At 63.5% G+C, this 20,909-nt stretch carries 24 protein-coding genes and 2 pseudogenes; 13 read left to right on the plus strand and 13 right to left on the minus strand.

What is annotated here, in order from left to right; genetic code table 11:
• Nucleotides 1-113 precede the first annotated feature (113 nt).
• Complete coding sequence (locus HAP54_RS32395; RefSeq protein ID WP_224741681.1) at nucleotides 114-629, plus strand: GDSL-type esterase/lipase family protein; 516 nt, start codon at nucleotides 114-116, stop codon at nucleotides 627-629.
• A 29-nt stretch (nucleotides 630-658) separates the two neighbouring features.
• Here the strand turns inward: HAP54_RS32395 and HAP54_RS32400 are convergent, their stop codons facing one another.
• Genes HAP54_RS32400 through topA form a run of 4 tightly spaced genes read right to left on the minus strand, consistent with a single transcriptional unit; the run spans nucleotide 659 to nucleotide 6,996 of the window.
• Nucleotides 659-1,408 (minus strand): NUDIX hydrolase, encoded by a 750-nt coding sequence (locus HAP54_RS32400; RefSeq protein WP_166294325.1) that lies wholly within the window; start codon nucleotides 1,406-1,408, stop codon nucleotides 659-661.
• 36 nt (nucleotides 1,409-1,444) lie between these two features.
• The gene (locus HAP54_RS32405; protein ID WP_166294327.1) at nucleotides 1,445-1,882 is read right to left on the minus strand and encodes a DUF983 domain-containing protein; all 438 of its coding nucleotides are present in this window, start codon (nucleotides 1,880-1,882) and stop codon (nucleotides 1,445-1,447) included.
• Nucleotides 1,873-4,236 carry a ribonuclease R gene (gene rnr / locus HAP54_RS32410; RefSeq protein WP_166294328.1) on the minus strand — a complete coding sequence of 788 codons (2,364 nt, stop codon included), beginning with the start codon at nucleotides 4,234-4,236 and terminating at the stop codon, nucleotides 1,873-1,875. The genes HAP54_RS32405 and rnr overlap by 10 nt, the downstream gene beginning before the upstream one ends.
• A complete protein-coding gene (topA, locus tag HAP54_RS32415) occupies nucleotides 4,237-6,996 on the minus strand; it encodes a type I DNA topoisomerase (RefSeq protein WP_166294330.1) in 2,760 nt (919 codons plus the stop codon).
• A gap of 229 nt (nucleotides 6,997-7,225) precedes the next feature.
• On the opposite strand from topA, the gene HAP54_RS32420 reads away from it, so the two are divergent.
• From HAP54_RS32420 to HAP54_RS52625, 12 genes and pseudogenes are all read left to right on the plus strand, one after another.
• Nucleotides 7,226-7,465, plus strand: coding sequence for a hypothetical protein (locus HAP54_RS32420; protein ID WP_166293416.1), 240 nt, complete (start codon nucleotides 7,226-7,228; stop codon nucleotides 7,463-7,465).
• A 122-nt stretch (nucleotides 7,466-7,587) separates the two neighbouring features.
• A pseudogene (locus tag HAP54_RS32425) lies at nucleotides 7,588-8,354 on the plus strand (IS5 family transposase).
• A gap of 813 nt (nucleotides 8,355-9,167) precedes the next feature.
• Nucleotides 9,168-9,485 (plus strand): hypothetical protein, encoded by a 318-nt coding sequence (locus tag HAP54_RS32430; protein WP_166294332.1) that lies wholly within the window; start codon nucleotides 9,168-9,170, stop codon nucleotides 9,483-9,485.
• A gap of 96 nt (nucleotides 9,486-9,581) precedes the next feature.
• Nucleotides 9,582-10,916, plus strand: a complete 1,335-nt coding sequence (locus tag HAP54_RS32435) for an IS1182 family transposase (RefSeq protein WP_166202952.1) — start codon at nucleotides 9,582-9,584, stop codon at nucleotides 10,914-10,916.
• A gap of 266 nt (nucleotides 10,917-11,182) precedes the next feature.
• Nucleotides 11,183-11,770, plus strand: coding sequence for a hypothetical protein (locus HAP54_RS32440; RefSeq protein WP_166293418.1), 588 nt, complete (start codon nucleotides 11,183-11,185; stop codon nucleotides 11,768-11,770).
• Nucleotides 11,771-11,830: 60 nt separating this feature from the next.
• Nucleotides 11,831-12,220, plus strand: coding sequence for a hypothetical protein (locus tag HAP54_RS32445; protein ID WP_224741680.1), 390 nt, complete (start codon nucleotides 11,831-11,833; stop codon nucleotides 12,218-12,220).
• The gene (locus HAP54_RS32450) at nucleotides 12,199-12,543 is read left to right on the plus strand and encodes a hypothetical protein (RefSeq protein WP_166294336.1); all 345 of its coding nucleotides are present in this window, start codon (nucleotides 12,199-12,201) and stop codon (nucleotides 12,541-12,543) included. The genes HAP54_RS32445 and HAP54_RS32450 overlap by 22 nt, the downstream gene beginning before the upstream one ends.
• 14 nt (nucleotides 12,544-12,557) lie before the next feature.
• Nucleotides 12,558-12,908: a superinfection immunity protein gene (locus HAP54_RS32455; protein ID WP_166294338.1), complete on the plus strand. Its 351-nt coding sequence runs from the start codon at nucleotides 12,558-12,560 to the stop codon at nucleotides 12,906-12,908.
• Nucleotides 12,909-12,926: 18 nt separating this feature from the next.
• A complete protein-coding gene (locus HAP54_RS32460) occupies nucleotides 12,927-13,250 on the plus strand; it encodes a hypothetical protein (protein ID WP_029082603.1) in 324 nt (107 codons plus the stop codon).
• Nucleotides 13,243-13,638: a DUF3085 domain-containing protein gene (locus tag HAP54_RS32465; RefSeq protein ID WP_035977338.1), complete on the plus strand. Its 396-nt coding sequence runs from the start codon at nucleotides 13,243-13,245 to the stop codon at nucleotides 13,636-13,638. Before HAP54_RS32460 ends, HAP54_RS32465 begins: the two co-directional genes overlap by 8 nt.
• A gap of 11 nt (nucleotides 13,639-13,649) precedes the next feature.
• On the plus strand, nucleotides 13,650-14,162 hold the full coding sequence (locus HAP54_RS32470; RefSeq protein WP_166294340.1) for a hypothetical protein: 513 nt from the start codon (nucleotides 13,650-13,652) through the stop codon (nucleotides 14,160-14,162).
• A gap of 94 nt (nucleotides 14,163-14,256) precedes the next feature.
• Nucleotides 14,257-14,880: pseudogene (locus HAP54_RS52625) on the plus strand (tyrosine-type recombinase/integrase); the annotation flags it as partial.
• Between the two features lie 65 nt (nucleotides 14,881-14,945).
• Here the strand turns inward: HAP54_RS52625 and HAP54_RS32480 are convergent.
• The 9 genes from HAP54_RS32480 to HAP54_RS32520 all read right to left on the minus strand — a co-directional run bounded on the left by HAP54_RS32480 (nucleotide 14,946) and on the right by HAP54_RS32520 (nucleotide 20,904).
• A complete protein-coding gene (locus tag HAP54_RS32480) occupies nucleotides 14,946-15,422 on the minus strand; it encodes a phage GP46 family protein (RefSeq protein WP_224741679.1) in 477 nt (158 codons plus the stop codon).
• Nucleotides 15,423-15,425: 3 nt separating this feature from the next.
• The gene (locus HAP54_RS32485) at nucleotides 15,426-16,205 is read right to left on the minus strand and encodes a phage baseplate assembly protein domain-containing protein (protein WP_166294344.1); all 780 of its coding nucleotides are present in this window, start codon (nucleotides 16,203-16,205) and stop codon (nucleotides 15,426-15,428) included.
• An 11-nt stretch (nucleotides 16,206-16,216) separates the two neighbouring features.
• Nucleotides 16,217-17,287, minus strand: coding sequence for a phage baseplate assembly protein (locus HAP54_RS32490; RefSeq protein WP_166294346.1), 1,071 nt, complete (start codon nucleotides 17,285-17,287; stop codon nucleotides 16,217-16,219).
• A gap of 5 nt (nucleotides 17,288-17,292) precedes the next feature.
• Nucleotides 17,293-17,961 (minus strand): hypothetical protein, encoded by a 669-nt coding sequence (locus tag HAP54_RS32495; protein ID WP_166294348.1) that lies wholly within the window; start codon nucleotides 17,959-17,961, stop codon nucleotides 17,293-17,295.
• A complete protein-coding gene (locus HAP54_RS32500) occupies nucleotides 17,958-18,509 on the minus strand; it encodes a DNA circularization N-terminal domain-containing protein (RefSeq protein ID WP_166294350.1) in 552 nt (183 codons plus the stop codon). The genes HAP54_RS32495 and HAP54_RS32500 overlap by 4 nt, the downstream gene beginning before the upstream one ends.
• Nucleotides 18,506-19,486, minus strand: coding sequence for a hypothetical protein (locus HAP54_RS32505; protein ID WP_166294352.1), 981 nt, complete (start codon nucleotides 19,484-19,486; stop codon nucleotides 18,506-18,508). The genes HAP54_RS32500 and HAP54_RS32505 overlap by 4 nt, the downstream gene beginning before the upstream one ends.
• Nucleotides 19,487-19,625: 139 nt before the next feature.
• Nucleotides 19,626-20,414: a DNA cytosine methyltransferase gene (locus HAP54_RS32510; protein ID WP_176422185.1), complete on the minus strand. Its 789-nt coding sequence runs from the start codon at nucleotides 20,412-20,414 to the stop codon at nucleotides 19,626-19,628.
• Nucleotides 20,411-20,596, minus strand: a complete 186-nt coding sequence (locus tag HAP54_RS32515; RefSeq protein ID WP_176422184.1) for a hypothetical protein — start codon at nucleotides 20,594-20,596, stop codon at nucleotides 20,411-20,413. Before HAP54_RS32515 ends, HAP54_RS32510 begins: the two co-directional genes overlap by 4 nt.
• Nucleotides 20,593-20,904 carry a hypothetical protein gene (locus tag HAP54_RS32520; protein WP_166294356.1) on the minus strand — a complete coding sequence of 104 codons (312 nt, stop codon included), beginning with the start codon at nucleotides 20,902-20,904 and terminating at the stop codon, nucleotides 20,593-20,595. Before HAP54_RS32520 ends, HAP54_RS32515 begins: the two co-directional genes overlap by 4 nt.
• Nucleotides 20,905-20,909 lie beyond the last annotated feature (5 nt).

The raw sequence follows: 20,909 nt of genomic DNA on the forward strand, positions 1-20,909 counted from the left end.
AGATAGGGAACGCCGCGGACAACGCCATGAGGGTCCTTAAGAAGAATCTTGCAATCTGGGCGACGAGCAGAGGATATTTTCAACCCGACGCCTTTGTCATCGTGGAGGGGGACATGATCTATCCGGCAAGGCCATGGCTGATCGCGGGCTTCCTGGTTGCGATCGCGCTCTGTCTCGGCAGCCCGGCGCGGGCGCAGATCGTTGCGATCGGTGCAAGCAATGTCGCAGGCCGGGGCGTCAGCAGTTCGGATGCCTGGCCGGCGCAACTGGAAGGCATGCTGGCGGCGAAGGGCCGCAGCGTTCACGTCACCAACGCCGGCATCAACGGCGATACCAATGCGGGCATGCTGGCCCGGCTCGATTCCGCGGTCCCCGCAGGGACGAAGATCGTGCTGCTCGACCGGCTCGGAGGCGGCTGGAACGCCAGGCGATTGCATCAAGGGGATCAAACCGCCGAGCTCGCGGCGATCGAGGCGCGGCTGCGCAGCCAGGGCATCCGCGTGATCCCGATGTGGTGGAATGCGGTGCTGCGCAATTATCTGCAGCCGGACCACATTCACTTCACGCCGGAGGGACACAGGGTGGTCGCCGCGCACATGCTGCCCTCGGTGATATCAGCCGTGCACTGACCTGACACCGTGTCCCGGCGCAGCAGGGGTCATGCTCCCAGCACGTCCTTATGCATCTTGCCGCCGTAGAAATGGAAGAACGGCACCGGCGCGTCGTGGCGGAGCGGGCCGGTGGCGAGACGGCGGTCGAGCTCGGCGAGCACGTTCTTGGTCATGGCATGCGCGTCCGCGAGCGGCTCGGAGCCAATCTCGACCCAGACCAGCTCGACCAGTTCGGCGTCGGCATGCACCACGCCTTCGACGCGGTGCGCGATTGCTGACGCATCGGCGGTGAAGAAGCGGGTGTCGAAGCGGCGGACGCGGCCGGGCGGCGTGATCGCGCGCGCAATCAGGAGCAGGCCGGACGGATCGGGCAGCAGGCCGGCGTCGGCGAACGGCGCCCAGGGACCGTCGAGCCTCAGTGTCTTCTCGACCTTGCGGCCGAGGCAGAGCCCGGTCTCTTCGCAGGCTTCGCGGATCGCTGCATTGGCGAGCGCACGCGCGCGGCCGGGTGTGATCTTCGGGCTGCCCTTGAGCAGATTGGTTTCGAGCTCCGGCGTGATCGGGGCTGCGACCGGCACGCGGTTGTCGGCCTTGTCGACGCGGCCGCCGGGGAAGACGAATTTGCCCGGCATGAACACCACCTTGTCGTGGCGCTTGCCGACCAGCACCTTCGGCTTGGCACCGGAGCGATCGATCAGGATCAGCGTCGCCGCATCTTTCGGCCGGAAGTACGCATGATGATCGGCTTCTTTTTCGCCCTGGTGGACGACGGCGGCAGGTGCGGCAGCTTCAGTCATTTCATCCCTTTCATTTCTTCTTGGGGGCCGGTTTAGCTAGACCGGCGGGATGTCGCTAGGGGCATTTTCGTCAAAGCCATGCATGCGCAGGGCCCATTGCAATCCGATCACGGCTCCCTTCACCGGCTGCAACAGTGCCAGCGAAGCGAACAGCGTGAACGGCAGATAGATCGCAAGTTGCAGCCACACCGGCGGCGAATAATCGGTCTCGATCCACAGCGCGGTCGGTACCACGATATGGCCGACGATGACGATGACGAGATAGGCGGGCAGATCGTCGGCGCGATGCGGCGAGAAGTCGAGGTCGCAGACCGGGCAATGGCCGTCACATTTGAGAAACTTGCGAAACAGTTTGCCTGTTCCGCAGCGCGGGCAGCGACCAAGGAACCCGCGTTTCATCGCGGTCCACACGTCGCGCTTCTCGGGCTCGGCTCCGTCGCGAGTCCAGACCACTGTCGGCGGTGTCACTTCCATGACGTGCCTCGCTTCGATTTGCCGGGCTTCGACTTCGCCGGCTTGCGGTCCTTCTTGTTGCGCGCCTTCCGCTCCTTGTGTGCCTTCTTGCCAGTTCCCTTGCCTGGTCCCTTGCCAAATCCCACAGCGCTGCGCTCAGGCCTTGCGCCGTCGCGTTTTCTGCCGCGCGGAATTGCCTGACCGCCGGATAATAGCTCAAAGCGCAGCGCGCCCGCCACCGGCGCGGCTTCGATCAGCCGCACGTCGACGACGTCACCAAGCCGATACATGGTTCCACTGCGCGAGCCGATCAGCGCGTGGCGGGTTTCGTCGTAGTTGAAATATTCGCTCCCGATGGTGCGGATCGGGATCAGGCCATCGGCGCCGGTGTCATCAAGCTTCACGAACAGGCCGGATCGCGTCACGCCGGAAATCCGGCCCTGGAACGAGGCGCCGACCTTGTCAGCAAGGAAATGCGCGATCAGCCGGTCGGTGGTCTCGCGCTCCGCCTTCATCGCGCGGCGCTCGGTCACCGAAATCTGCGCGGCGATTTCGGCCAGCGTCTCCACCGTCTCGTCCGTCGGCAAGGCGCCTTCGCCGAGGCCGAGCGCGCGGATCAGCGCGCGATGCACGATCAGATCGGCATAGCGGCGGATCGGCGAGGTGAAATGCGCGTAGCGGCGCAGGTTCAAGCCGAAATGGCCGTAGTTTTCGGCGGAGTATTCGGCCTGCGCCTGCGAGCGCAGCACCACCTCGTTGACCAGCGGCTCGTAGTCCTCGCCCGAGACCTGCGCCAGCACGCGGTTGAATTGCGCGGGCCGCAGGGCGCCCTGCTTGGTGAAGGGCAGGTCGAGCGTCTTCAGGAATTCCTGGAGGTTGTGCACCTTTTCCTGGCTCGGCTCGTCGTGCACGCGGTAGATCAGCGGCAGCGCCTTCTTCTCCAGCATCTCGGCCGCGGCAACGTTGGCGAGGATCATGAACTCCTCGATCAGCCGGTGCGCATCCAGCCGCTGCGGCACGATCACCCGATCGACGGTGCCGTCGGGCTTCAACAGGATCTTGCGCTCGGGCAGATCGAGATCGAGCGGGTCACGCTCGTTGCGCGCGAGCCTGACCAGCTCATAGGCCGCCCACAGCGGCTTCAGGATCGGATCGAGCAGGGGGCCGGTGGTGTCGTCGGGCCTGCCGTCGATCGCGGCCTGCGCCTGCGCGTAGGCAAGCTTCGCGGCCGAGCGCATCAGCACGCGATGGAAGCTGTGCGAGCGCTTGCGGCCGTCGGCGCCGATCACCATCCGCACCGCGAGCGCGCCGCGCGGTTCGCCCGGCACCAGCGAGCAGAGATTGTTGGAGATGCGCTCGGGCAGCATCGGCACCACCCGATCGGGGAAATACACCGAGTTGCCGCGCTGCAGTGCGTCGCGGTCGAGCGCAGAGCCCGCCCGCACATAGAAGGCGACGTCGGCGATCGCGACATGGACGATGAAGCCGCCCTTGTTGTTCGGATCGGGATCGACCTCGGCATGAACCGCGTCGTCGTGATCCTTGGCGTCAGGCGGATCGATGGTGGCGAGCGGCACGTCGCGCCAGTCCTCGCGGCCCTGCAGCGTCGCGGGCTTGGCGTCTTCGGCTTCGCGCAGCGCAGAAGACGAAAACACCTGCGGGATGTCGTGGGTGTTGATCGCGATCAGGCTGATCGCCTTCTCGCTGGCGATCGAGCCGAGCCGTTCCTTGACCCGGGCGGAGGCGAGCCCGTAGCCGCGGGTGCGGATCAAATCGACGCTGATGAGGTCGCCGTCCTCGGCGTCGCCGCTGTCTGCCTGGGCGATGTTGAGCTCGCGGCCGGCCTGCTTCTTGTCGACCGGGATCAGGCGGCCGCCGCCTTCAGGGTTCTTGCGGAAGATGCCGAGGATGCGGGTGCGCCCGTGATCGATCACCTTGATGATGCGGCCGCGATAGGGCGTGCCGTCGCGCTCGTTGGTCACCTCGACCCGCAACAGCGCGCGGTCGCCGACGCCGGCGACGGTACCGGGCTTCGGCCGCCGCGGCGTCTCGATGCGGATTTTCGGGGCGGTGCCGTTTTCTTCGGAGTCCCACTCGGCGGGCGTGGCGATCAACTCGCCGTCGCTGTCACGGCCGGTGATGTCGGCGAGCACGGTCGGCGGCAGCGCCGCCGGCTCGTGAATCTTACGGCCGCGCTTGGCGACCGTGCCGTCGTCGGCGAGCTCGCGGAGGATCCGCTTCAACTCGACGCGGTCCGCGTTCTTCAGGCCGAACGCGCGCGCGATCTCGCGGGTGCCGATCTTGCCTGGATTGGCGCGGATGAAGGCGACGATGGCGTCCCGGCCCGGAAAGCCATGGTCGGGTTTTGGTTTCACTTATCCTCTTGCCTTGCCGGCGCTCTTCTTCGCGGGCGCTTTCGCGGGTGCCGATGACTTTGCAGGCGACGTCTTGGCACCGGAGGCGACCGGCGCGCGCGCCTTGCTGGTCGCATCCGTTTTCGGCTTCGCCGCGGCCTTCTTGGACGCCCCCTTCTTGGCGGGCTTGGCCTCGGCATCGCCGTCGGCCGTTTCGGCCTTGGCTTTGGCGGGCTTTGCCGCCTTCGCCTTCTTGCCCTTTGCCTTGCCGCCGCCCTTGGCCGCGCGCTCGTCGATCAGCGCGATCGCCTCCGCAAGCGTGACCTCATCGGGCGTCTTGTCGCTCGGAATCGTCGCGTTGACGCCGCCGGCCGCGACATAGGCGCCGTAACGGCCGTTCTTGAGCGCGACGGCGCCCAGCGTCGGGTGGTCGCCGAGCGGCTTGCCCGGGTCGGCGCCGAAGCGGCGGCCGCTCGGACCCTTAGCGATCTTCTCCGCGATCAGCGTGACGGCGCGGTTCAATCCGATGTCGAACACCTCGTCGCCGGCCTCGAGGCTGGCATAGGTCTTCTCGTGCTTGACGAACGGCCCGAACCGGCCGAGGCCGGCCGTGATCGGCTGCCCGGTTTCCGGATGCTTGCCGATCTCGCGCGGCAGCGACAACAGCTTCAGCGCCAGTTCGAGATCGACATCGCCAGGCGAGGTGCCCTTCGGAATCCCCGCGCGCTTCGGCTTCTCGCCTTCGGCGTAATCCTTCTGCTCGCCAAGCTGGATGTAGGGGCCGAAACGGCCGGCCTTCACCGTGACATCGAACCCGGTGTCGGGATCGGTGCCGAGCACGCGGTCGGCGCTCTCGGCGCTGTCGGCCGCCAGCGGCCTTGTGTAGCGGCATTCCGGATAGTTCGAGCAGCCGACGAAGGCGCCGAACTTGCCGGCCTTGAGGTTGAGCCGCCCGGTGCCGCAGGTCGGACACTGCCTGACGTCGCCGCCATCCGCGCGCGGCGGATAGATGTGCGGGCCAAGCATCTCGTCGAGCGCATCCAGTACCTCGGCGACGCGCAGATCCTTGATGTCGTTCACCGCGCCGATGAAGCCGCTCCAGAAATCCTTCAGCACCTGCTGCCAGGAGATCTCGTTGTTGGAGACGCGATCGAGCTGTTCCTCGAGATCGGCCGTGAAGTCGTATTCGACGTATCGCGAGAAGAAGTTTTCCAGGAACGCGACCACGACGCGGCCCTTGTCCTCGCCGTGCAGCCGCTTCTTCTCCAGCTTGACGTAGCCGCGGTCCTTCAGGACCTGCAGGATCGAGGCGTAGGTCGAGGGCCGGCCGATGCCGAGTTCTTCCATCCGCTTCACCAGCGAGGCTTCCGAGAAGCGCGGCGGCGGCTCGGTGAAATGCTGGGTGACGGCAAGGCTCTGGCGCTTCACCGCTTCGCCCTGGCTCATCGCGGGCAGGCGGCGCGAATCCTCGTCCTCCTCGTCGTCACGGCTTTCCTGATAGAGCGCGAGGAAGCCGTCGAACTTGATGACCTGGCCGGAGGCGCGCAGCTCGAGTGTGCGGGCGCCGGCCTTGGCTTCGATGTCGACGGTGGTGCGCTCGAGTTCGGCCGACTCCATCTGGCTCGCAATGGTGCGCTTCCAGATCAGCTCATAGAGCTTGGCCTGGTCGGTATCGAGCCGACGGCCGATGGTGGCGGGGCGACGCGACAGATCGGTCGGGCGGATCGCTTCGTGCGCTTCCTGGGCGTTCTTGGCCTTGGCCTGGTACTGGCGCGGCGCGTCCGGCACGTAGGCGTTGCCATAGTCCTCGCCGATCACCTTGCGGGCCTGGGTGATCGCGGACGGATCGATCTGCACGCCGTCGGTTCGCATATAGGTGATCAGGCCGGTGGTCTCGCCGCCGATGTCGATGCCTTCATAGAGCCGCTGCGCGATGCGCATGGTGTGCGCCGGCGCGAAGCCGAGCTTGCGGCTCGCTTCCTGCTGCAGGGTCGAGGTGGTGAAGGGGGCCTGCGGATTGCGCCGGGCCGGCTTGGCCTCGACGGTCGCGACCTTGAACAGCGCGGCCTCGATCGCCTTCTTGAAGTCCTCGGCTTCGGCACCGGAGCCGATGTCGAGCCGCGCGATCTTCTTGCCGTCGGCACCGACCAGCCGCGCCTCGAAGGCGTCGCCGCGCGGCGTCAGCAGCGTCGCGACCAACGACCAGTATTCCCTCGGCACGAACTTCTCGATCTCGAGTTCGCGGTCGCAGACCAGCCGCAGCGCGACGGACTGCACGCGGCCGGCGGAGCGGGCGCCGGGCAACTTGCGCCACAGCACGGGGGAGAGGGTGAAGCCGACCAGATAGTCCAGCGCACGGCGCGCCATATAGGCATCGACCAGCGCGCCATCGATCTGGCGCGGCGCCCTCATGGCATCGGTGACGGCCTGCTTGGTGATGGCGTTGAACACCACGCGCTCGACCTTCTGGTCCTTCAGCGCGCGCTTCTCCTTCATCACCTCCAGCACGTGCCAGGAGATCGCCTCGCCCTCGCGATCAGGGTCGGTTGCGAGAATCAGACGGTCGGCACCCTTGAGCGCCTTGGCGATGTCGTTCAGACGGCCAGCGGCCTTGGCGTCGACCTCCCAGATCATCTGGAAATTGGCGTCCGGATCGACCGAACCGTTCTTGGCCGGGAGGTCGCGGACATGGCCAAACGACGCCAGGACCTCATAGGAGGATCCCAGATATTTGTTGATCGTCTTGGCCTTGGCAGGCGACTCCACAATGACGATATTCATGTCATTCCAATAGCTTACGGGAAAACTTGAAGGTGGGTTCCGCTAGACTCGCGGCCCGCGTGTCGGGGCGAACATGGGTGCTGAGGCGGTCCCTGTCAAATCGCCAGATATTGAAGGGAGGGTCCAGGCTGTGGAGTTCCTATCCCAAGAGTTGAAAAATACGTCCTAGAGTTGCGGCCGGAAACGGCGTATCTCTTTATATATAGGGGTGGGAATCGGACTAGGCCTTTTGAGCAGCACAGGGGGCGGCCGGAAGCGCAAGGCATCCGGTCGGCGACGACCGGCGGGCGACGAGACAGGTGGGGAGGGCGGTCCGGATGACGCCCTGGTCCTGATCGCAGCCGCCGCGACCGAACTCGCCAAACTCGCCCAGCGCCACAAATTCGAGGTCCTCGACCGGCTGTTCGCGATGGCCCGCCTGGAAGCCGACGAGCAGTTGCGTGTGCGCAGCCGAAGGAGGTTGTCGTGAGGGGACGTCGCGCTCGGCTCTCTTCCCGCGTCGTCCTGGCCTAGGTGGTGTGGACTCTAAGGATTCCCTTTTAGGAGCAAATCAGATTCAAGGCTGCTTTTGGGGAGGCCGCCTTGGGTGTGATGGACCGTTTGGTATTGAGCGACGCGGCGTGGGAGCGGATAGCGCCGCTGATCATAGGGCGCCCCGATCAGAAGGGCTCCACCGGGCGCGACAACCGGATGTTCGTGGAAGGTGTGCTGTGGATCGTGCGTACGGGGTCTCCCTGGCGCGATCTTCCGGAGGTGTTTGGGGACTGGAACAGCGTGTTCCGGCGCTTCAGTCGATGGAGCATCAAGGGTGTTTGGTGGCGGATCTTCGAGGCGATGTCCGATGATCCGGACTTCGAATATCTGATCGTCGATTCCACCATCGTTCGGGCGCATCAGCACGCCGCCGGCGCCAAAAAGGGGGGTCTGAAGATCAAGCGGAAGATCAAGCGATCGGCCGCTCGCGCGGCGGCCTGAGCACCAAGATACATATGGCCGTTCGAGGCTTGGGATGTCCGGTGCGGTTCACGCTCACCGCAGGTCAGAAGGGCGATGCACCGCAAGCCGCCGCATTGATCGAAGGCTTATCCGCCGAGGTCGTCATGGCCGATACGGCCTATGACGCCGATCACTTGCGCCAAGCCATCGCCGCCAAAGGCGCGCTCGCCGTGATCCCCAACAACCCGTCACGCGCGCTCAAATATCCACTCGACAAGCATTTCTATGCCCAGCGTCATCTCGTCGAATGCTGCTTCTCAAAGCTCAAGCAGTTCCGCCGCGTCGCAACCCGCTTCGAAAAAACGGCCCGGAACTACCGGGCCGTCGTCACTCTCGCAGCCATCGTTCTATGGATGCGCTAGTGTCCACACCACCTAGTGCGCAATTGCGCACGGGAGCCAGGACCCATAACCACCGAATTTGATGATGAATGGGATCGTTGCCCCAGCATCGCACAACAATTCTCATTTGGGGAAATGGGTTCTGGCTTTCGCCAGGACGACGATGGGGATGGTTCTCGATTCAAGGTCAAACAGCTTGTTCAGTGTCATCACCCGCGCATGCGGGTGATCCAGTATTCCAGAGACGCCGGTGCTTGAGCCGAGAGGCCGCGGCGTACTGGATCGCCCGGTCGAGCCGGGCGATGACAGTGTGGGTGTGGGCGCAAATTCGCGTTCTCGCGACATGAATCGTCCGAGCTTTGCATTTCGTTTCGCCCTCTCTTGAACAGAGGGCGCAGGGAAAGCCGGGTGCCGATCGCACCCATGGGCCCCGAGCAAAGGGTGGAAAGCTCGGGGGTAGGACCACAGGTGTAACCGGAAACGACCCGGCTTTCCCTGCGCGATGGGTTACGGCTTACTTCGTGCTCTCCCCGGCGAGACTGGGCTTGTTTGTCACCGCCTTCGCAAGGACGCTTGCGCGTTCTGCGAGAGGACACCTGCCGCTAGGGCGTCAGGACCACACGGCCCTATTTTGGCCCTTGGCGAGCCTATCTGGCCCCAAGCGAGCCTATCTAAGTGCTTCTAAAATAGGCCCTTTTGGAATTATCATTTTCGATCAAAGGCAGCAGGCTCGCCGCTGAACCGCTGCAACTGGGGCAAGGCCCCAGCCTCGAACCCTTCCACAGGCCGACGAGGCTGGAGCCTGCACCCAGAGGCAGCACCCAAAACCGAGCAATGGGCACAGCCCAGAGAGCCTACACGAAAATGACTGCGCATCGAACCTACCAAGCGATCCTCACCAAGTATCTCAGCGCGACGAACACCAAGGGCTCGCGCATCAAGGCGAGCGCTGCCGCTGGCAACATCACCCTGCATCTCGATCATGCTTTGAGCAGCGAAGCCAATCACGCGAAGGCCGCCGAGGCCCTCGCCGAACAATTCGGCTGGGCTGGCTCTTGGCAGATGGGCAGCATGCCGAGCGATTCCGGCTTCTGCTTCGTTTGCCGCTGCGCTGGCGACGAGCCCGCCTTCATTACTGGCGGTGCAGCATGACCGAGGGCGAGATCATCCGCGCTCGCATCGCCGAGCTAGGAGCTTGTCTGGATAGTCGCTGTTCAAATCTGGTCGGGTCTGATTCAACATTGGGCGATGAGCAAGTATTTTCGGCCTTGGAACATCGATCAGACGCTGCTTCTGCCGCCGAATGTGCAGGACTTCGTGCCGAAAGGCCATGTCTCGCGGTTTATGGTTGATCTGGTGCGGGAGAGCCTCGATCTCAGGGAGATCATGGGCAGCTATGTGAGCGGGCTTGGGCAGCCGCCGTTTGATCCGCGGATGATGGTGGCGCTGCTGCTGCATAGCTATGCGAGTGGGCTGTATTCGTCGCGTCGGATTGCCAAGGCCTGCCGGGAGCGGAACGATTTTGTGATGATCGTGGCGCTGGATGCGCCGGATTTTCGGACGATCAGCGACTTTCGCAAGCGACATTTGAAGGCGCTCGGCGCGCTATTCGTGCAGGTTCTGAAGTTGTGCGAGACGGCCGGGCTGGTCAAGCTCGGTCATGTCGCGCTGGATGGTACGAAGATCAAGGCGAACGCGTCGAAACACAAGGCGATGAGTTATGAGCGCATGAAGAAGCGCGAGGCGGAATTGAAGGCCGAGGTCGCTCGCATGCTGGCGGCCGCCGAGGCGGCGGATGCCTCGGAGGATGAGACTTTCGGCAACAGCGACGAACTGCCGGACTGGACCGTCGACAAGCAGAAACGGCTGGCGAAGATCCAGCAAGCGATGGCGGCGCTGGAAGCGGACGCCAAACTGGCGGCGGAGGAAGAGCGCCGCATCGAGGCCGAAAAGGAACAGCAGCGCCAGGCCGAAGGCCGCAAGAAGCCGGGCAAACCGGCGGCGCTGCCATCGGAGGAACCCAATCCCAAGGCGCAACGCAACTTCACCGATCCGGAAAGCCGCATCATGAAGTCGAAGGATGGCTTCGTTCAGGCCTATAATGCCCAGGCGGCCGTCGATGCACATGCCCAGATCATTGTCGCGCAAGAACTGACCCAGCACGGCAGCGATCAGGGCCAGTTGGTGCCCCTGATCGAGGCCATCGAGAGCAATCTTGGCCGCAAGCCGCGGCAGGCCTCAGCGGATTCCGGCTACTGCAGCGAAGCCAATCTCGAAGCGCTCGACACACGCAGCATCGATGGCTATGTCGCGCCCGGTCGCGCCAAGCACCCGACAGTAGCGAACGGAAAAGTCGGCGGCCCGCTGACACAGGCCATGCGAAAGAAGATCGACGATGGCGGCTTCGAAACACCCTACCGATTGCGAAAGCAAGTGGTGGAGCCGGTGTTCGGGCAGATCAAACAGGCAAGAGGCTTCCGCCAGTTCCTGTTGCGGGGCATCGAGAAAGTGCGCGCCGAGTGGACAATGATCTGCACCGTCCATAACCTCCTCAAGCTGTTCAACCTCGCAAACGCAGCCTGAGCCTGCTACTCTACAACAAATGCCCGTCACGAAAACATATCTGGACGGGCTCCTAGAGCGCATGATCGCAGCGCTGCAGGCCGCGCTCCGCATCAAGGAAATTGAAACGGCCACCGCGATTCTGCATCGCGAAACCAAAGGAGCCGCGAACCAATAGCGCGGCCCAGCTTCCCAGCCAAAGCCCCGGATCACCGCAAGGTGCCGGGGTTAGGCGGTCAGAACCTCGCCATTCCGGCGCAGGCTTCTGAAAAAAGGAAGTGTTACCCATGACTACCGCTACCAAAAAACTCCACCCCGCTGATGCCGCCGATCTCGCACTGATCCCGGCTTGCAAGAAGTTCACCGCGACCATCCTGAAGGCGAACAAGCCGCAGACCACCGAGCATGACTCGCTCGCTGCTGCGCGGATCGAAGCGGCGAGGCTGAACGCTACTGCGAACAATAGCCGCAAAGCGCTGGTGTACGCGATCACCGCCGAGGGCCGCGCGATCCTCGTGCCCGCATTGTATGGCCGCACGCCAGCCGATGCAGGCAGCGAAGCAGCGAAGGCCGATGATAAGGCGCGCGATGCGGCGAAAGCTGCGAAGCCAGCCAAGGCCGCCAAGGCAGAGAAGCAGGCCAAGCCAGCGAAGAAGGCCAAGGCCGCCAAGCCAGCCAAGAAGGCGAAGCCCGAGGGCAAGTCGAAGGTCGAGATCGTGATCGCGATGCTGCTCCGCAAGAAGCCAGTAACGCGCGCCGATATCGCCGAGGCGGTTGCATGGCCTGCGATCAACATCAAGGCGATCTGCACTCGCAAGGGGATGAAGCTGAAGCAGGCCGCTGACGGCACGCTCTCTGCCTCGGCTCCGAAATAACCCATCGATCAGGGCGGCCTCGCAAGGGCCGCCCGCAATGGCTTTCAAAGGATCATCATCATGACAAAATATCTGACCGAGTTTTCCGACTTCCCGGCCGCCGATATGCCCGCGATGCCGCAAGGCTTCGAGGACTCATCATGGCACAATGATAGCTGCCCGAACTTCACCAGCGCCGAGCTGGGCCTGCGCATCTGGATTGACTACTTCGATCCAGCGAAGCGCGAGATCAGCGCGGGCGGCTCACGCTTCACGCTGGAGCCCGCCGATAATCTCGATGACATCACCGATCCGATCTGCACCGATGACTGGGCGGTGATCCTCGCGGCCGTTAAGAAGAGCGCGCCGAGATCACCGCTTGCCTCGCCGAGTTGGAGAAGGCCGAAGGCGCGGCCCTGCATTGGCAGCTCGACAACAAGAAGTTCGCGGTGCTGGAGAAGCGCGGCTTGATCAAAAGCGAGGGCGATCTGCTGATTCATCCGAAGGCCCGCAAGGTGAGCGAGCTGGCCTTCACGATGCAGCAGCCGAAGGATATGCGCGTGCTCTACATGGGCGACAACGAAGGCCCTGCCATCATGATGCTGTTGATCGCAAACTTCAATGCGGGCCGCAGCTGGTATGGCCACGACAGCGAGGAAACTCTGCGGCTGGAGATGGAGTCGCGCGGCTGGTGCGAAGGCCTGCACAGCAATGGCCACTACCTCGTTCTCGATCTGGAGCACGCGCATCTGATGCCGCACCCGGCTCATCCCCGCAACGAAACCGAGAAGTAAAAGGAACGCTTCCAATGTCAAAGCGAGCATTCATTCCCGCGCTGATCGCCTGCACTTTCTTCGCGGTCATCGCCGCCGAAACCATCGCGCTGGCGAGCGGCCTGCAGTTCGGCCACTTCGCCTTCTGGATCATCGGCTTCGCGATCAGCGCCTTCCTGTGCCTGCTGCCGAGCTATGTCGCTTGGCGGCGCGATCATCATGCGCTGCTGGCGATCTTCATCGCCAACCTGTTTCTCGGCTGGTCCTTCATCGGCTGGGTGGCTTCGCTTATCTGGAGCTGCACCCCGGTGAAGCCGCCGCGCCAGCTCTCCCTGATGGAGCGCGCCCTGATCGAGCGCAACATCGCCGACCATCTCTATCTTTGAAAAAGGAAACCATCTCCCATGACGATTCAAAATCCAAAGCCATCGGACGGGAAACGGATACACGGCGTGTACTGGCTCCACCTCCCAGAGCACACCGATCCCTTTACGCAAGGCTATGTCGGTATCACCCATCGTAAGAGCCGCCAGAAGGAGCACAGGGACAGCAGGCGCATTCCGTCCGGTTTCATCTTCACGGTTCTAGCCGAGAATCTCACGCGCTTTGAGGCTGCGACGATGGAGTGGGAGCATCGCAAGGAACGCAACATCGGCTGGAACACCAAGAAGGGCGGCGGCAAATTTATCCGCGCTCTAATGGCGAGCGGAGCATCACCCAATGTCTAACCTGATCTTCAAAGCCGCCGATGTGCTGCGCGTAGTCGAGCACACGCTCGCTGCGCCGAAGCAGTGCGCGGCCTTCACCGGCCCGGTCACCGAGCCCTCGATCTTGCTGGTGCATGACGAGGGCGTCTATCTGATGAGCAATGGCGAGCCGCGCGATATCGCGGAAGGCGAGCGCTCATATGTAGCCCACGCGCTGGGCTGCAATCCGAAGATCGACAGCGATTGGTACGACACCAGCCGCGATTTGGTTGGCGACGATGACTTCGGCGAGGCCCTGCTATGGGCCGCCGAGATCAAGCAGCAGATCGAGCAAGGCGCGCAAGAGATCATCATCACCCTAACCGCCGACTCGCTGGAGCTGCAGCAGCTTCCTAGCCGCAAGCATTGAGGAGCATCACCATGCCGCAGAACATCACCAACAAGGACTGCATCGGCGAAGTGAAGAAGCGCGAAAAGATTTACGACGCGGAATGCTCGGGCCTGTACGTCAGCCTGAGCCCCACCGCGCCGCCGACCTTCTCGCTCAAATACACTTGCCGGATCACCAAGCAGCGCGCCACCCAATGGCTGGGCATCTATCAGAAAGGAGGTGAAGGCAGCCCAGCGCGCGACGTAGCCTATTGGCGCAGGGAAGCCATGAAGCTGAAGATCAGGATCGGCAACGGCGAGGACATCGCGCAGGCCGCGCGGCAGGCGCATGACCGGCAGGCCAAGCAGCAGCTGACGGTCGGCCAGCTGATCGATCAGCGCATTGCATGGATCAGCGAGGAGATCGAGGTGCGCCGCCACACCGAGGACGGCGTCATCATCAAGCGAAAGCCGCGCATGAAAGACTGGTCGAACATGGCCAGCCATCTCAATCGCTTCGTGCGGCCTCGGCTCGATGGTGGCGCGCGAGGTTACCAACGATGATATCGCGCAGCTGCAGGCCGACATCCTCGCGGGCACGCTGATCATCCGGAAGGGCAAGGCCGCCAAGAAGGGCTCGGTCTCCAGCGCGCGGCATATGCGTAAGGCTGTCTCGGGGCTGTTCAACTGGGCGGCTGAAGCTGGCCGCAAGTATGTCAGCACCAGCCCCTGCGTGAATTTGCCGGCGCTGCCGCAGGAGGAGCCGCGCAAGCGCAAGCTGAGCCCTGACGAGATCAGGATTCTCTGGCATGGCCTGGACCGGCCCGACATGCCGATTGATCGCCGCATCTGCCTCGCGCTGAAGTTCGCGCTGGCCTCGATGCTGCGCTCGGTCGAGATGCTGCACATCCATCGCGATGAGCTGGGCCGCGATGGCTTGGGCAGCAAGCTGCCGCTGGTGGTGATCCCCGAGGAGCGCGTGAAGAAGGGCCGCGAAATACATCAGCCGCTGAGCGATCTGGCGGTCGAGATCGCGAAGGAAGCGATGGGCAATTACCCATGGCTGTTCGCGGGCCGCTTCGGCACCGAGCCGCTGAACCGCAAGGCGATGGCCTGCGCGCTGCGCGGCAAGACCAAGCTGGTAAAGGGCAAGGTGGTGATCCAGAGCGAAGGCATCTGCCGCATGCTCGGGCTGAAGCCCTTCACGCCGCATGATCTGCGGCGCACCGCTGCCAGCCTGATGGGCAACATCAAGGTGCCGCGCTCGATTATCTCGCTCTGTCTCGACCACACTATCAAGAGCGACGAGCATGGCGATGTCTCGCCGATCACCGGCAAGCACTACGATCAGGACCCCCGCATCGCCGAGAAGCACGAGGCCCTGCAGCTGCTCGCCGATGAGATTAGGCGCATCACCCAGACATCGAAGCTGGAGCAAACCTTGCGATCCACGAATGGCTGCATGGCGACGCGAATGTAGTTCTCGACCATCATCACGGTGGAGCCCTCGCGCGCCGATGCCGGGTTGATCTTGGCGCGGCGCAGCAGCCACAGCTTCGAGCCGATGGGCCAGCCGTTCCAGATCAGCTCGGCGTCGAGATCGCCCCACCAGCCGCAGCGGTCGTTGCTGTCAGGATCGGGCAGCACATCATCAGGCGCGGCCAGCGCGTTGGTGCCGAGCGCGATGCAGACCGCTGTCGCCAGCGCCTGCGAGTCGTCCAGCGTGCCATCGGGCAGCAGCAGCCAGTCCAGCGTGACGGAATATTTCGGAAAGATATTGTTCTGGACCAGCCGGATGTCGGGGACATTCGCGGCGCTGCTCATCGCTCACCCGACCTTGGCGTAGACGTTGACCGAGAGTCCTGCGTCGGTGCCGACGCGCCCGAAAGTGGCTTCGCCTTTCTTGGCCCCGAGGTAGACCTCGCCGCCGACGACATGCACATAGATTTTTCCGTCATCGAGCATCAGGTGCGCTTCCTTGCCCGCGAGGCGCGTGGCTCCAGCGGTGACATCGACAAAGCGGCTGGCCTTCTGGTTGTCCTTCTTGAGCGATTCCTGCCCGCGCTTTTGCTGGCCGCCCTGCGATCCGCCGCCCTGCGATCCGCCAGCGCTGCCATCGAGCGCCTGCACGCCCGCGCCACCGCTGCTCTGGCTGGAATTGCCTTCGCTGTCCTGATCGACCAGCGCCATGCGCACGGTCTTGTTCTGCGGCGCGCTCCAGAATCCACCATCCTGCGTCATGTGGAATTGCTGCTTGTCGCCGCGCCCGCGAAACATCGCGGTGTCGCCTTTGTCCAGCTTGTAGAGCCGATGCCGCCGATCATCCATCGGGCCAGATGTCGGGAATGATCGATTGCCGCCCATGAACCCGATGAAGGTCTCGGCGCTCGCAGTGATCTTCCCGTCCTGCCCCTTCTCGGCATCAAACACCACGCTGGTGAAACCATAATTCTGCGCGGCCTCGATCTCCGAGCGGGTCTCGTTGGCCATGAAGTTGCCGCCCATCTCCTGCATCAGCTTGGTGTCGTCCACCTTATCGACGACGCTGCGCGCCCCGCCTGCGGTATAGGCGCGGATCGAAGTGTTAAGCGGCGTGGCCCGGTGCATGGGCTGCTCCTCTAGCCGGGATTGAAGTTGGCGCGATCTCGCAGCAGCTCGGGGTTCACCAGATCGAGCGTGGTCAGCGTCCCGGTATTGTTGTCCTGCGTGAACGTGCAGTTCTGAATTTTCATATTGTTGTTCAGCATCGCCATCGGCGAGTAGACGAAGACATCATCGCCTGCGCGCCAGAGGCTGGAGCCATCGCGCAGCCAGCCTTGCACCACGATGGTTGCCTGAATCGTGGTGCCTTCATGCCAGACGCTTTCGTTCTTCGCGCGGGCCTGTATCTCGGCCTGCGTCTTCACCGGCTGCTCGGCGGCAGTGATCAGCTTGCTGAACACCGGGGATGAGCCGCCGACCTTGCCGGTCAGCTCGCTGGCGGCAGTGCCTGAATTGTCGTCGCTGGCTGGTGCCTGCCCATCGACGCGATACTCGGTATAGATATGCTCGTGCGTAATCACGCACTGGCAGGATTTGATGTTCTGGCCTTCGACCAGCTGGGCGACGACGGTCCCGGAGTGATCGCCGATCAGCAGGAAGTGTCCCTCGCTATCCGAGCCCATCACCACGCCGCGAGGCCGAGCGATGCGTTCGAGGAAGTCCCAGACCAGCTCGCCCTTTTCGTTCTGCAGCTTGTCGAACGGCGTCATGTCGGGTGAGCCGATCACTTTCAGCCCGACCCCATAGGAGGAGATCACCTCCTGCGCCACCTGCACGATGTTCTTCTTGTCGAAGTTGCCGGTCTTGGTATCGACGCTTGAGCGCGCCGCCCAGGCGGTGGCGCTCTTGCCGATCAGCATCACGCCGTGCGCGTGCGCGTCATAGGCGACCTGCCGTGTCTCGATGTAGCCGCTGACCGCGCGCTGCCCCGCCAGATCGATGGTGCATTGATCACCCGGCTTGAACTGCAGCTTCGCGATCAGCGGGAAGGGCCCGCCCTTCTTGTTGATGCTCGGATCGCGCTCGGCGGCGGTGAAGCGGAAATAGGTGAAGCTGTCGGCCCAGCGCTGCTGCACCCAGACCGATTCCCAGTCTTCGAACTTCTGGCCGTTGACTTCAAGAACGGCGACTTCTTGCGGTTTCGGCATGATGATCAGGCCGACAGCGCTTGGCCGCTCGGCTGGCAGAAAGCCGGATGCACGACCTTGTTCTCGGCGCGCAGCTCATCGCAGCGCGAGGCGTCCGCATAAAGTCTGTAAGCCATCACCAGACTCGGCAGCGGTTCGTAAAATCTGAAGTTGACCACGCGCGGCAGCGGTCGCGCGGTCGCCGCCAGATGCTGAGTGACGGCACCATGCAGCGCCACCAGCATCTGGAAAGTCATCTGATCCATGTCGTCGGCGGCGATCTCCTCGGCGTCCTGAAACGGCTGCTGCAGCTGCTGCTTGATCGTGGTGACATCCTGACGGCTGACGAAGGTCATGCTGGCAATGATGCGGCACTGCGCGGCGAGGCAAAGCCGGATGCCTGCGTCCATCGCCAGCGCGCCGCCCAGCGTCACCGGGGCCTCGCTCTCGATCTGCTGGCGGACATACTCCAGCTGCTGCGCCTGCGCGCCCGCCTGCCGCGCCAGCTCGAAGCATTCATCGAGCGGCGGCCCCAGCGCGTCATCGATGCAAAGTTTGTAAGCGTTCGCCCGCGTGTCGCTGATGGCGGTGCGGGCTTCTGATCCAGCGCGGCCCTGCGATGGCACGGTGCCTAGCAGATTGTTCAGCATCCGATCAACAATCGGGGCCGCTTCATTGGCGTCGAGCCGCTTCATCGGTTGAGCCCAATCGCTGGCGGCAGCGGCAGAGCTGACAGCGAGCGCAGCACCTGAGATCGCAGCGCCTCGCTGGTCTGCACAATCGCGGAGGCAGTGGCGGCGGCTGGCGCATAGGTCTGCGGATCGAGCCCGTACTCCATGAACGTCATGTCGATCACGCAATAGCCGCCGAAGCGCTCCTCTTCGGTCAGGCGATAGCGCGGGCAGACCACCAGCTGCGAGGCCTGCGTCGGCAGCTGCAGCGTGCCTGGACCTTCGGCCTCCAACTGCCTGACCAGCTGATCGCGCGGCTGGCGGTAGTCGCGCTGATAGAGCGAGTCGCCGCTGTCGTAGGGAAACACGATGCAGTAGCCGCGCACGTTGAACTCGCGCGCAGCTCGGCCCATGTCCTCGGCATAGGGCAGGTCCTTTTTCGGGAACTGATGCTGCACGATCCTGCGCCCGCTCTCGCGCCCGTTGGCCTCGCAATGGAAGCGAGCGCCATTGAACGAGGCGGGCATCAGGCTTTGCCGCCACAGCGCGGGCAGATCGAAAATGTTGCTCATATCGGCGGGCTCTCCATTCCCGGCCCTCGGCGCGCGGGCTCCATCTGCGTCTGGCGATTGATCTCGATCCATGGCAGCTGCGGCGCATGGGAAGGCACCGCATCAGGTGACCACTCGGGCAGCTTCTCGATCAGCGCATAGAGCTGCTCGACTGATCCGCCGCTCTTGATCCAGTCCGAGACGTCGCCCTTCATCGGCATCTCGGGCCATGACTTCCACAGTTCCAGCACCCTGACGCGCGCAGCGATGCCGTGCAGCGAGCGCGCCACCGCCTGGGCGTGATCCTGCCCCGGAAGGATCGGCCTGCCATCGGAATGAAACATCAGCTCGCCGGTCTTCTGGTGGCGCTTCTGCGGATCGCGATCAGGGATCACTACGACATCGGCATCGCGAAAAAATTCGCTCAGCTCCTCACGCCACTTGCCTGCGCCGCCAGCGTTGCAGGTCGCAGGGATGCCCAGCTTCCACAAGCGATCAGCATCCTTCTCGCCCTCGACGATCAAGACGACGCGCTCGCCAGTCTCGATCAGCTGCGGCAGGCGATACGGCACCTGTCTGACGCCCTTGACACTCCAAACCCAGCCGCCGTTGGCGTCAGGCCTGCGCTGGCGAAAATCTTTCGGATCGAATCTGCAGACCTGCGTCAGCATCCGCCCGCCTTCATCGACGTAGTCATAGGTTTCGATGATGGTAGCGCGCTCGCCGCCGTTAGGCTGGACGGTATCGAACACGAAGCCGTGCTGCTTCAGCCAGTCGAGCCGCTCCTGTCCGGTCAGCTTGGTCTCGCGCGTTACCAGATCGAGCGCGCCACCGCCTTGCTCGACTTCGTGATCGTACCAAGTACCCTTGACCAGATCGACGCACAGCGAGCCGTGCGAGCCATAGCGCAGCTCTCGCTGCGATGACATCGCCGCGTTGGGCTCGCCGAGCAGCTGCTTGGCTAGCGGCTCGATGATCTGCGCAAATTCGGTTGCCATAGATAGCCATTCATTCTGCTGTGCCACTCCACGACTGTCGGTGCCCGCCGCATCGCTTCATTCCCTCGTTTCACGTGACACTTTATCGGCCCGCTCACGATCATTCGATCTCGCTGAAGGCCACTCGCATCCATCAGTGTCAGCTCCCGATGCATTGCATGGCCGCGCGAATGAAGGCGCAGGCAGGTCTCGGATCGACGGCATTGCCGAGGGCGCGCAGCTTATCCACTCTGGCGGGAATCCCATCAGGCACGAGACGAAGTCCGGATTTAACGCGCCGCACTTTTCCGTCGATGCGACAGTGCGCGAGATCGAACTGATCGCTTCGGAATTGAACACTTGCCGGGGCAATTGATCGAGCCGCTTGCGATTGCGCTCGCGCTTGATCGACATGCCCGGTGTGTCCTTCCAGTCTCTGCTCGATGCCGTTGACCAGAAGGCCCACGAACCAGTATCGGTCGCGCAGCTGCTCCGCACCCGCGCATGCGGCCTCGACAGGCAGCGACCCCACGGCGTAACCCAGCGCCTCCAGATCACCTCGCACAAGTCTGAGCCAGCGAGGAGCAGTCGCAAGTTGTTCGCCAAAGACCGGTGCAGGTCGTCGCTCGCGGATGAGCTGAGCCCAAGTCGGCCAAAGGTGCCGTGGGTCTGCATATCCAGCCTGCTTGCCGATGAGCGAGAACGGCCGGCAGGGGCAGCTTCCTGTCCAAACAGGTCGAGCGTCAGGCCATCGCGCTCCTCGCAGGGCGAGCGACCATCCGCCGATGCCTGCGAAGAAATGGCATTGGTCGAATCCGGCAAGGTCGGCAGGTCGAACATCGACAATTGATCGTGTATCGACTTCGCCGTCGGCGATGAGCCGTTCGTTGATGAGATTGCGCAGCCATCCTGCGGCATAGGCATCGAACTCGTTGTAGTAAGCAGTCACACCAGCCGTTCCTGCGCGACCTGCTTGCGATAGTCCTCGGCAATGGCGTCCATCAGCTCCAGCTCGCGATCCGCCAGCGCTTGCGTGATCTTGCCGCGCTCGACCAGCCGCACGTAGATTCGGCGCCGATACTTCAGCTCGCGCTCGGCGCATTGCATCTTGTCTGCGGCGGAGACCGTCATGGCTTGGCCTCGCTCAGCTGATCCACCACCGCGCCGACGATGGATGATGGTGCGCCTTGCTCATCCCGCGTGATCGCACTTCTGATGTTTCCGATCTCAGCCCCGTACTGCAGCGCCAGCGACAGGATCACCGCGCCGTCGCGCGCTATCGCCTCGACCGCTTCGCCGCGTTTGCCGCCGTTGATGAAGACTTCGCCGAGCGCGCCGTCCTCATAGAAGCCGAGCGTGATCGTGTGGCTACGGACCAGCCCGCCGAATGTGATCTCGAACGTCTCGCAGCGGCGGCGCTGCGGCAGGGTGCGGCGCATGCGTC

The sequence above is a fragment of the Bradyrhizobium sp. 2S1 genome (assembly GCF_011516625.5).
GTDB classification, from domain to species: Bacteria; Pseudomonadota; Alphaproteobacteria; order Rhizobiales; family Xanthobacteraceae; genus Bradyrhizobium; species Bradyrhizobium septentrionale.

Bases quoted from the DNA above. Each gene is read 5' to 3' on its own strand.
- HAP54_RS32435 (WP_166202952.1), top strand. From the start codon at position 9,582: ATGAGCAAGTATTTTCGGCCTTGGAACATCGATCAGACGCTGCTTCTG.
- HAP54_RS32430 (WP_166294332.1), top strand. From the start codon at position 9,168: ATGGGCACAGCCCAGAGAGCCTACACGAAAATGACTGCGCATCGAACC.
- HAP54_RS32495 (WP_166294348.1), bottom strand. From the start codon at position 17,961: ATGAAGCGGCTCGACGCCAATGAAGCGGCCCCGATTGTTGATCGGATG.
- HAP54_RS32395 (WP_224741681.1), top strand. From the start codon at position 114: ATGATCTATCCGGCAAGGCCATGGCTGATCGCGGGCTTCCTGGTTGCG.
- HAP54_RS32500 (WP_166294350.1), bottom strand. From the start codon at position 18,509: ATGAGCAACATTTTCGATCTGCCCGCGCTGTGGCGGCAAAGCCTGATG.
- topA (WP_166294330.1), bottom strand. From the start codon at position 6,996: ATGAATATCGTCATTGTGGAGTCGCCTGCCAAGGCCAAGACGATCAAC.
- HAP54_RS32465 (WP_035977338.1), top strand. From the start codon at position 13,243: ATGTCTAACCTGATCTTCAAAGCCGCCGATGTGCTGCGCGTAGTCGAG.
- HAP54_RS32440 (WP_166293418.1), top strand. From the start codon at position 11,183: ATGACTACCGCTACCAAAAAACTCCACCCCGCTGATGCCGCCGATCTC.
- HAP54_RS32470 (WP_166294340.1), top strand. From the start codon at position 13,650: ATGCCGCAGAACATCACCAACAAGGACTGCATCGGCGAAGTGAAGAAG.
- HAP54_RS32445 (WP_224741680.1), top strand. From the start codon at position 11,831: ATGACAAAATATCTGACCGAGTTTTCCGACTTCCCGGCCGCCGATATG.
- HAP54_RS32405 (WP_166294327.1), bottom strand. From the start codon at position 1,882: ATGGAAGTGACACCGCCGACAGTGGTCTGGACTCGCGACGGAGCCGAG.
- HAP54_RS32490 (WP_166294346.1), bottom strand. From the start codon at position 17,287: ATGCCGAAACCGCAAGAAGTCGCCGTTCTTGAAGTCAACGGCCAGAAG.
- HAP54_RS32505 (WP_166294352.1), bottom strand. From the start codon at position 19,486: ATGGCAACCGAATTTGCGCAGATCATCGAGCCGCTAGCCAAGCAGCTG.
- HAP54_RS32520 (WP_166294356.1), bottom strand. From the start codon at position 20,904: ATGCGCCGCACCCTGCCGCAGCGCCGCCGCTGCGAGACGTTCGAGATC.
- HAP54_RS32480 (WP_224741679.1), bottom strand. From the start codon at position 15,422: ATGAGCAGCGCCGCGAATGTCCCCGACATCCGGCTGGTCCAGAACAAT.
- HAP54_RS32455 (WP_166294338.1), top strand. From the start codon at position 12,558: ATGTCAAAGCGAGCATTCATTCCCGCGCTGATCGCCTGCACTTTCTTC.
- HAP54_RS32515 (WP_176422184.1), bottom strand. From the start codon at position 20,596: ATGACGGTCTCCGCCGCAGACAAGATGCAATGCGCCGAGCGCGAGCTG.
- HAP54_RS32400 (WP_166294325.1), bottom strand. From the start codon at position 1,408: ATGACTGAAGCTGCCGCACCTGCCGCCGTCGTCCACCAGGGCGAAAAA.
- HAP54_RS32485 (WP_166294344.1), bottom strand. From the start codon at position 16,205: ATGCACCGGGCCACGCCGCTTAACACTTCGATCCGCGCCTATACCGCA.
- HAP54_RS32460 (WP_029082603.1), top strand. From the start codon at position 12,927: ATGACGATTCAAAATCCAAAGCCATCGGACGGGAAACGGATACACGGC.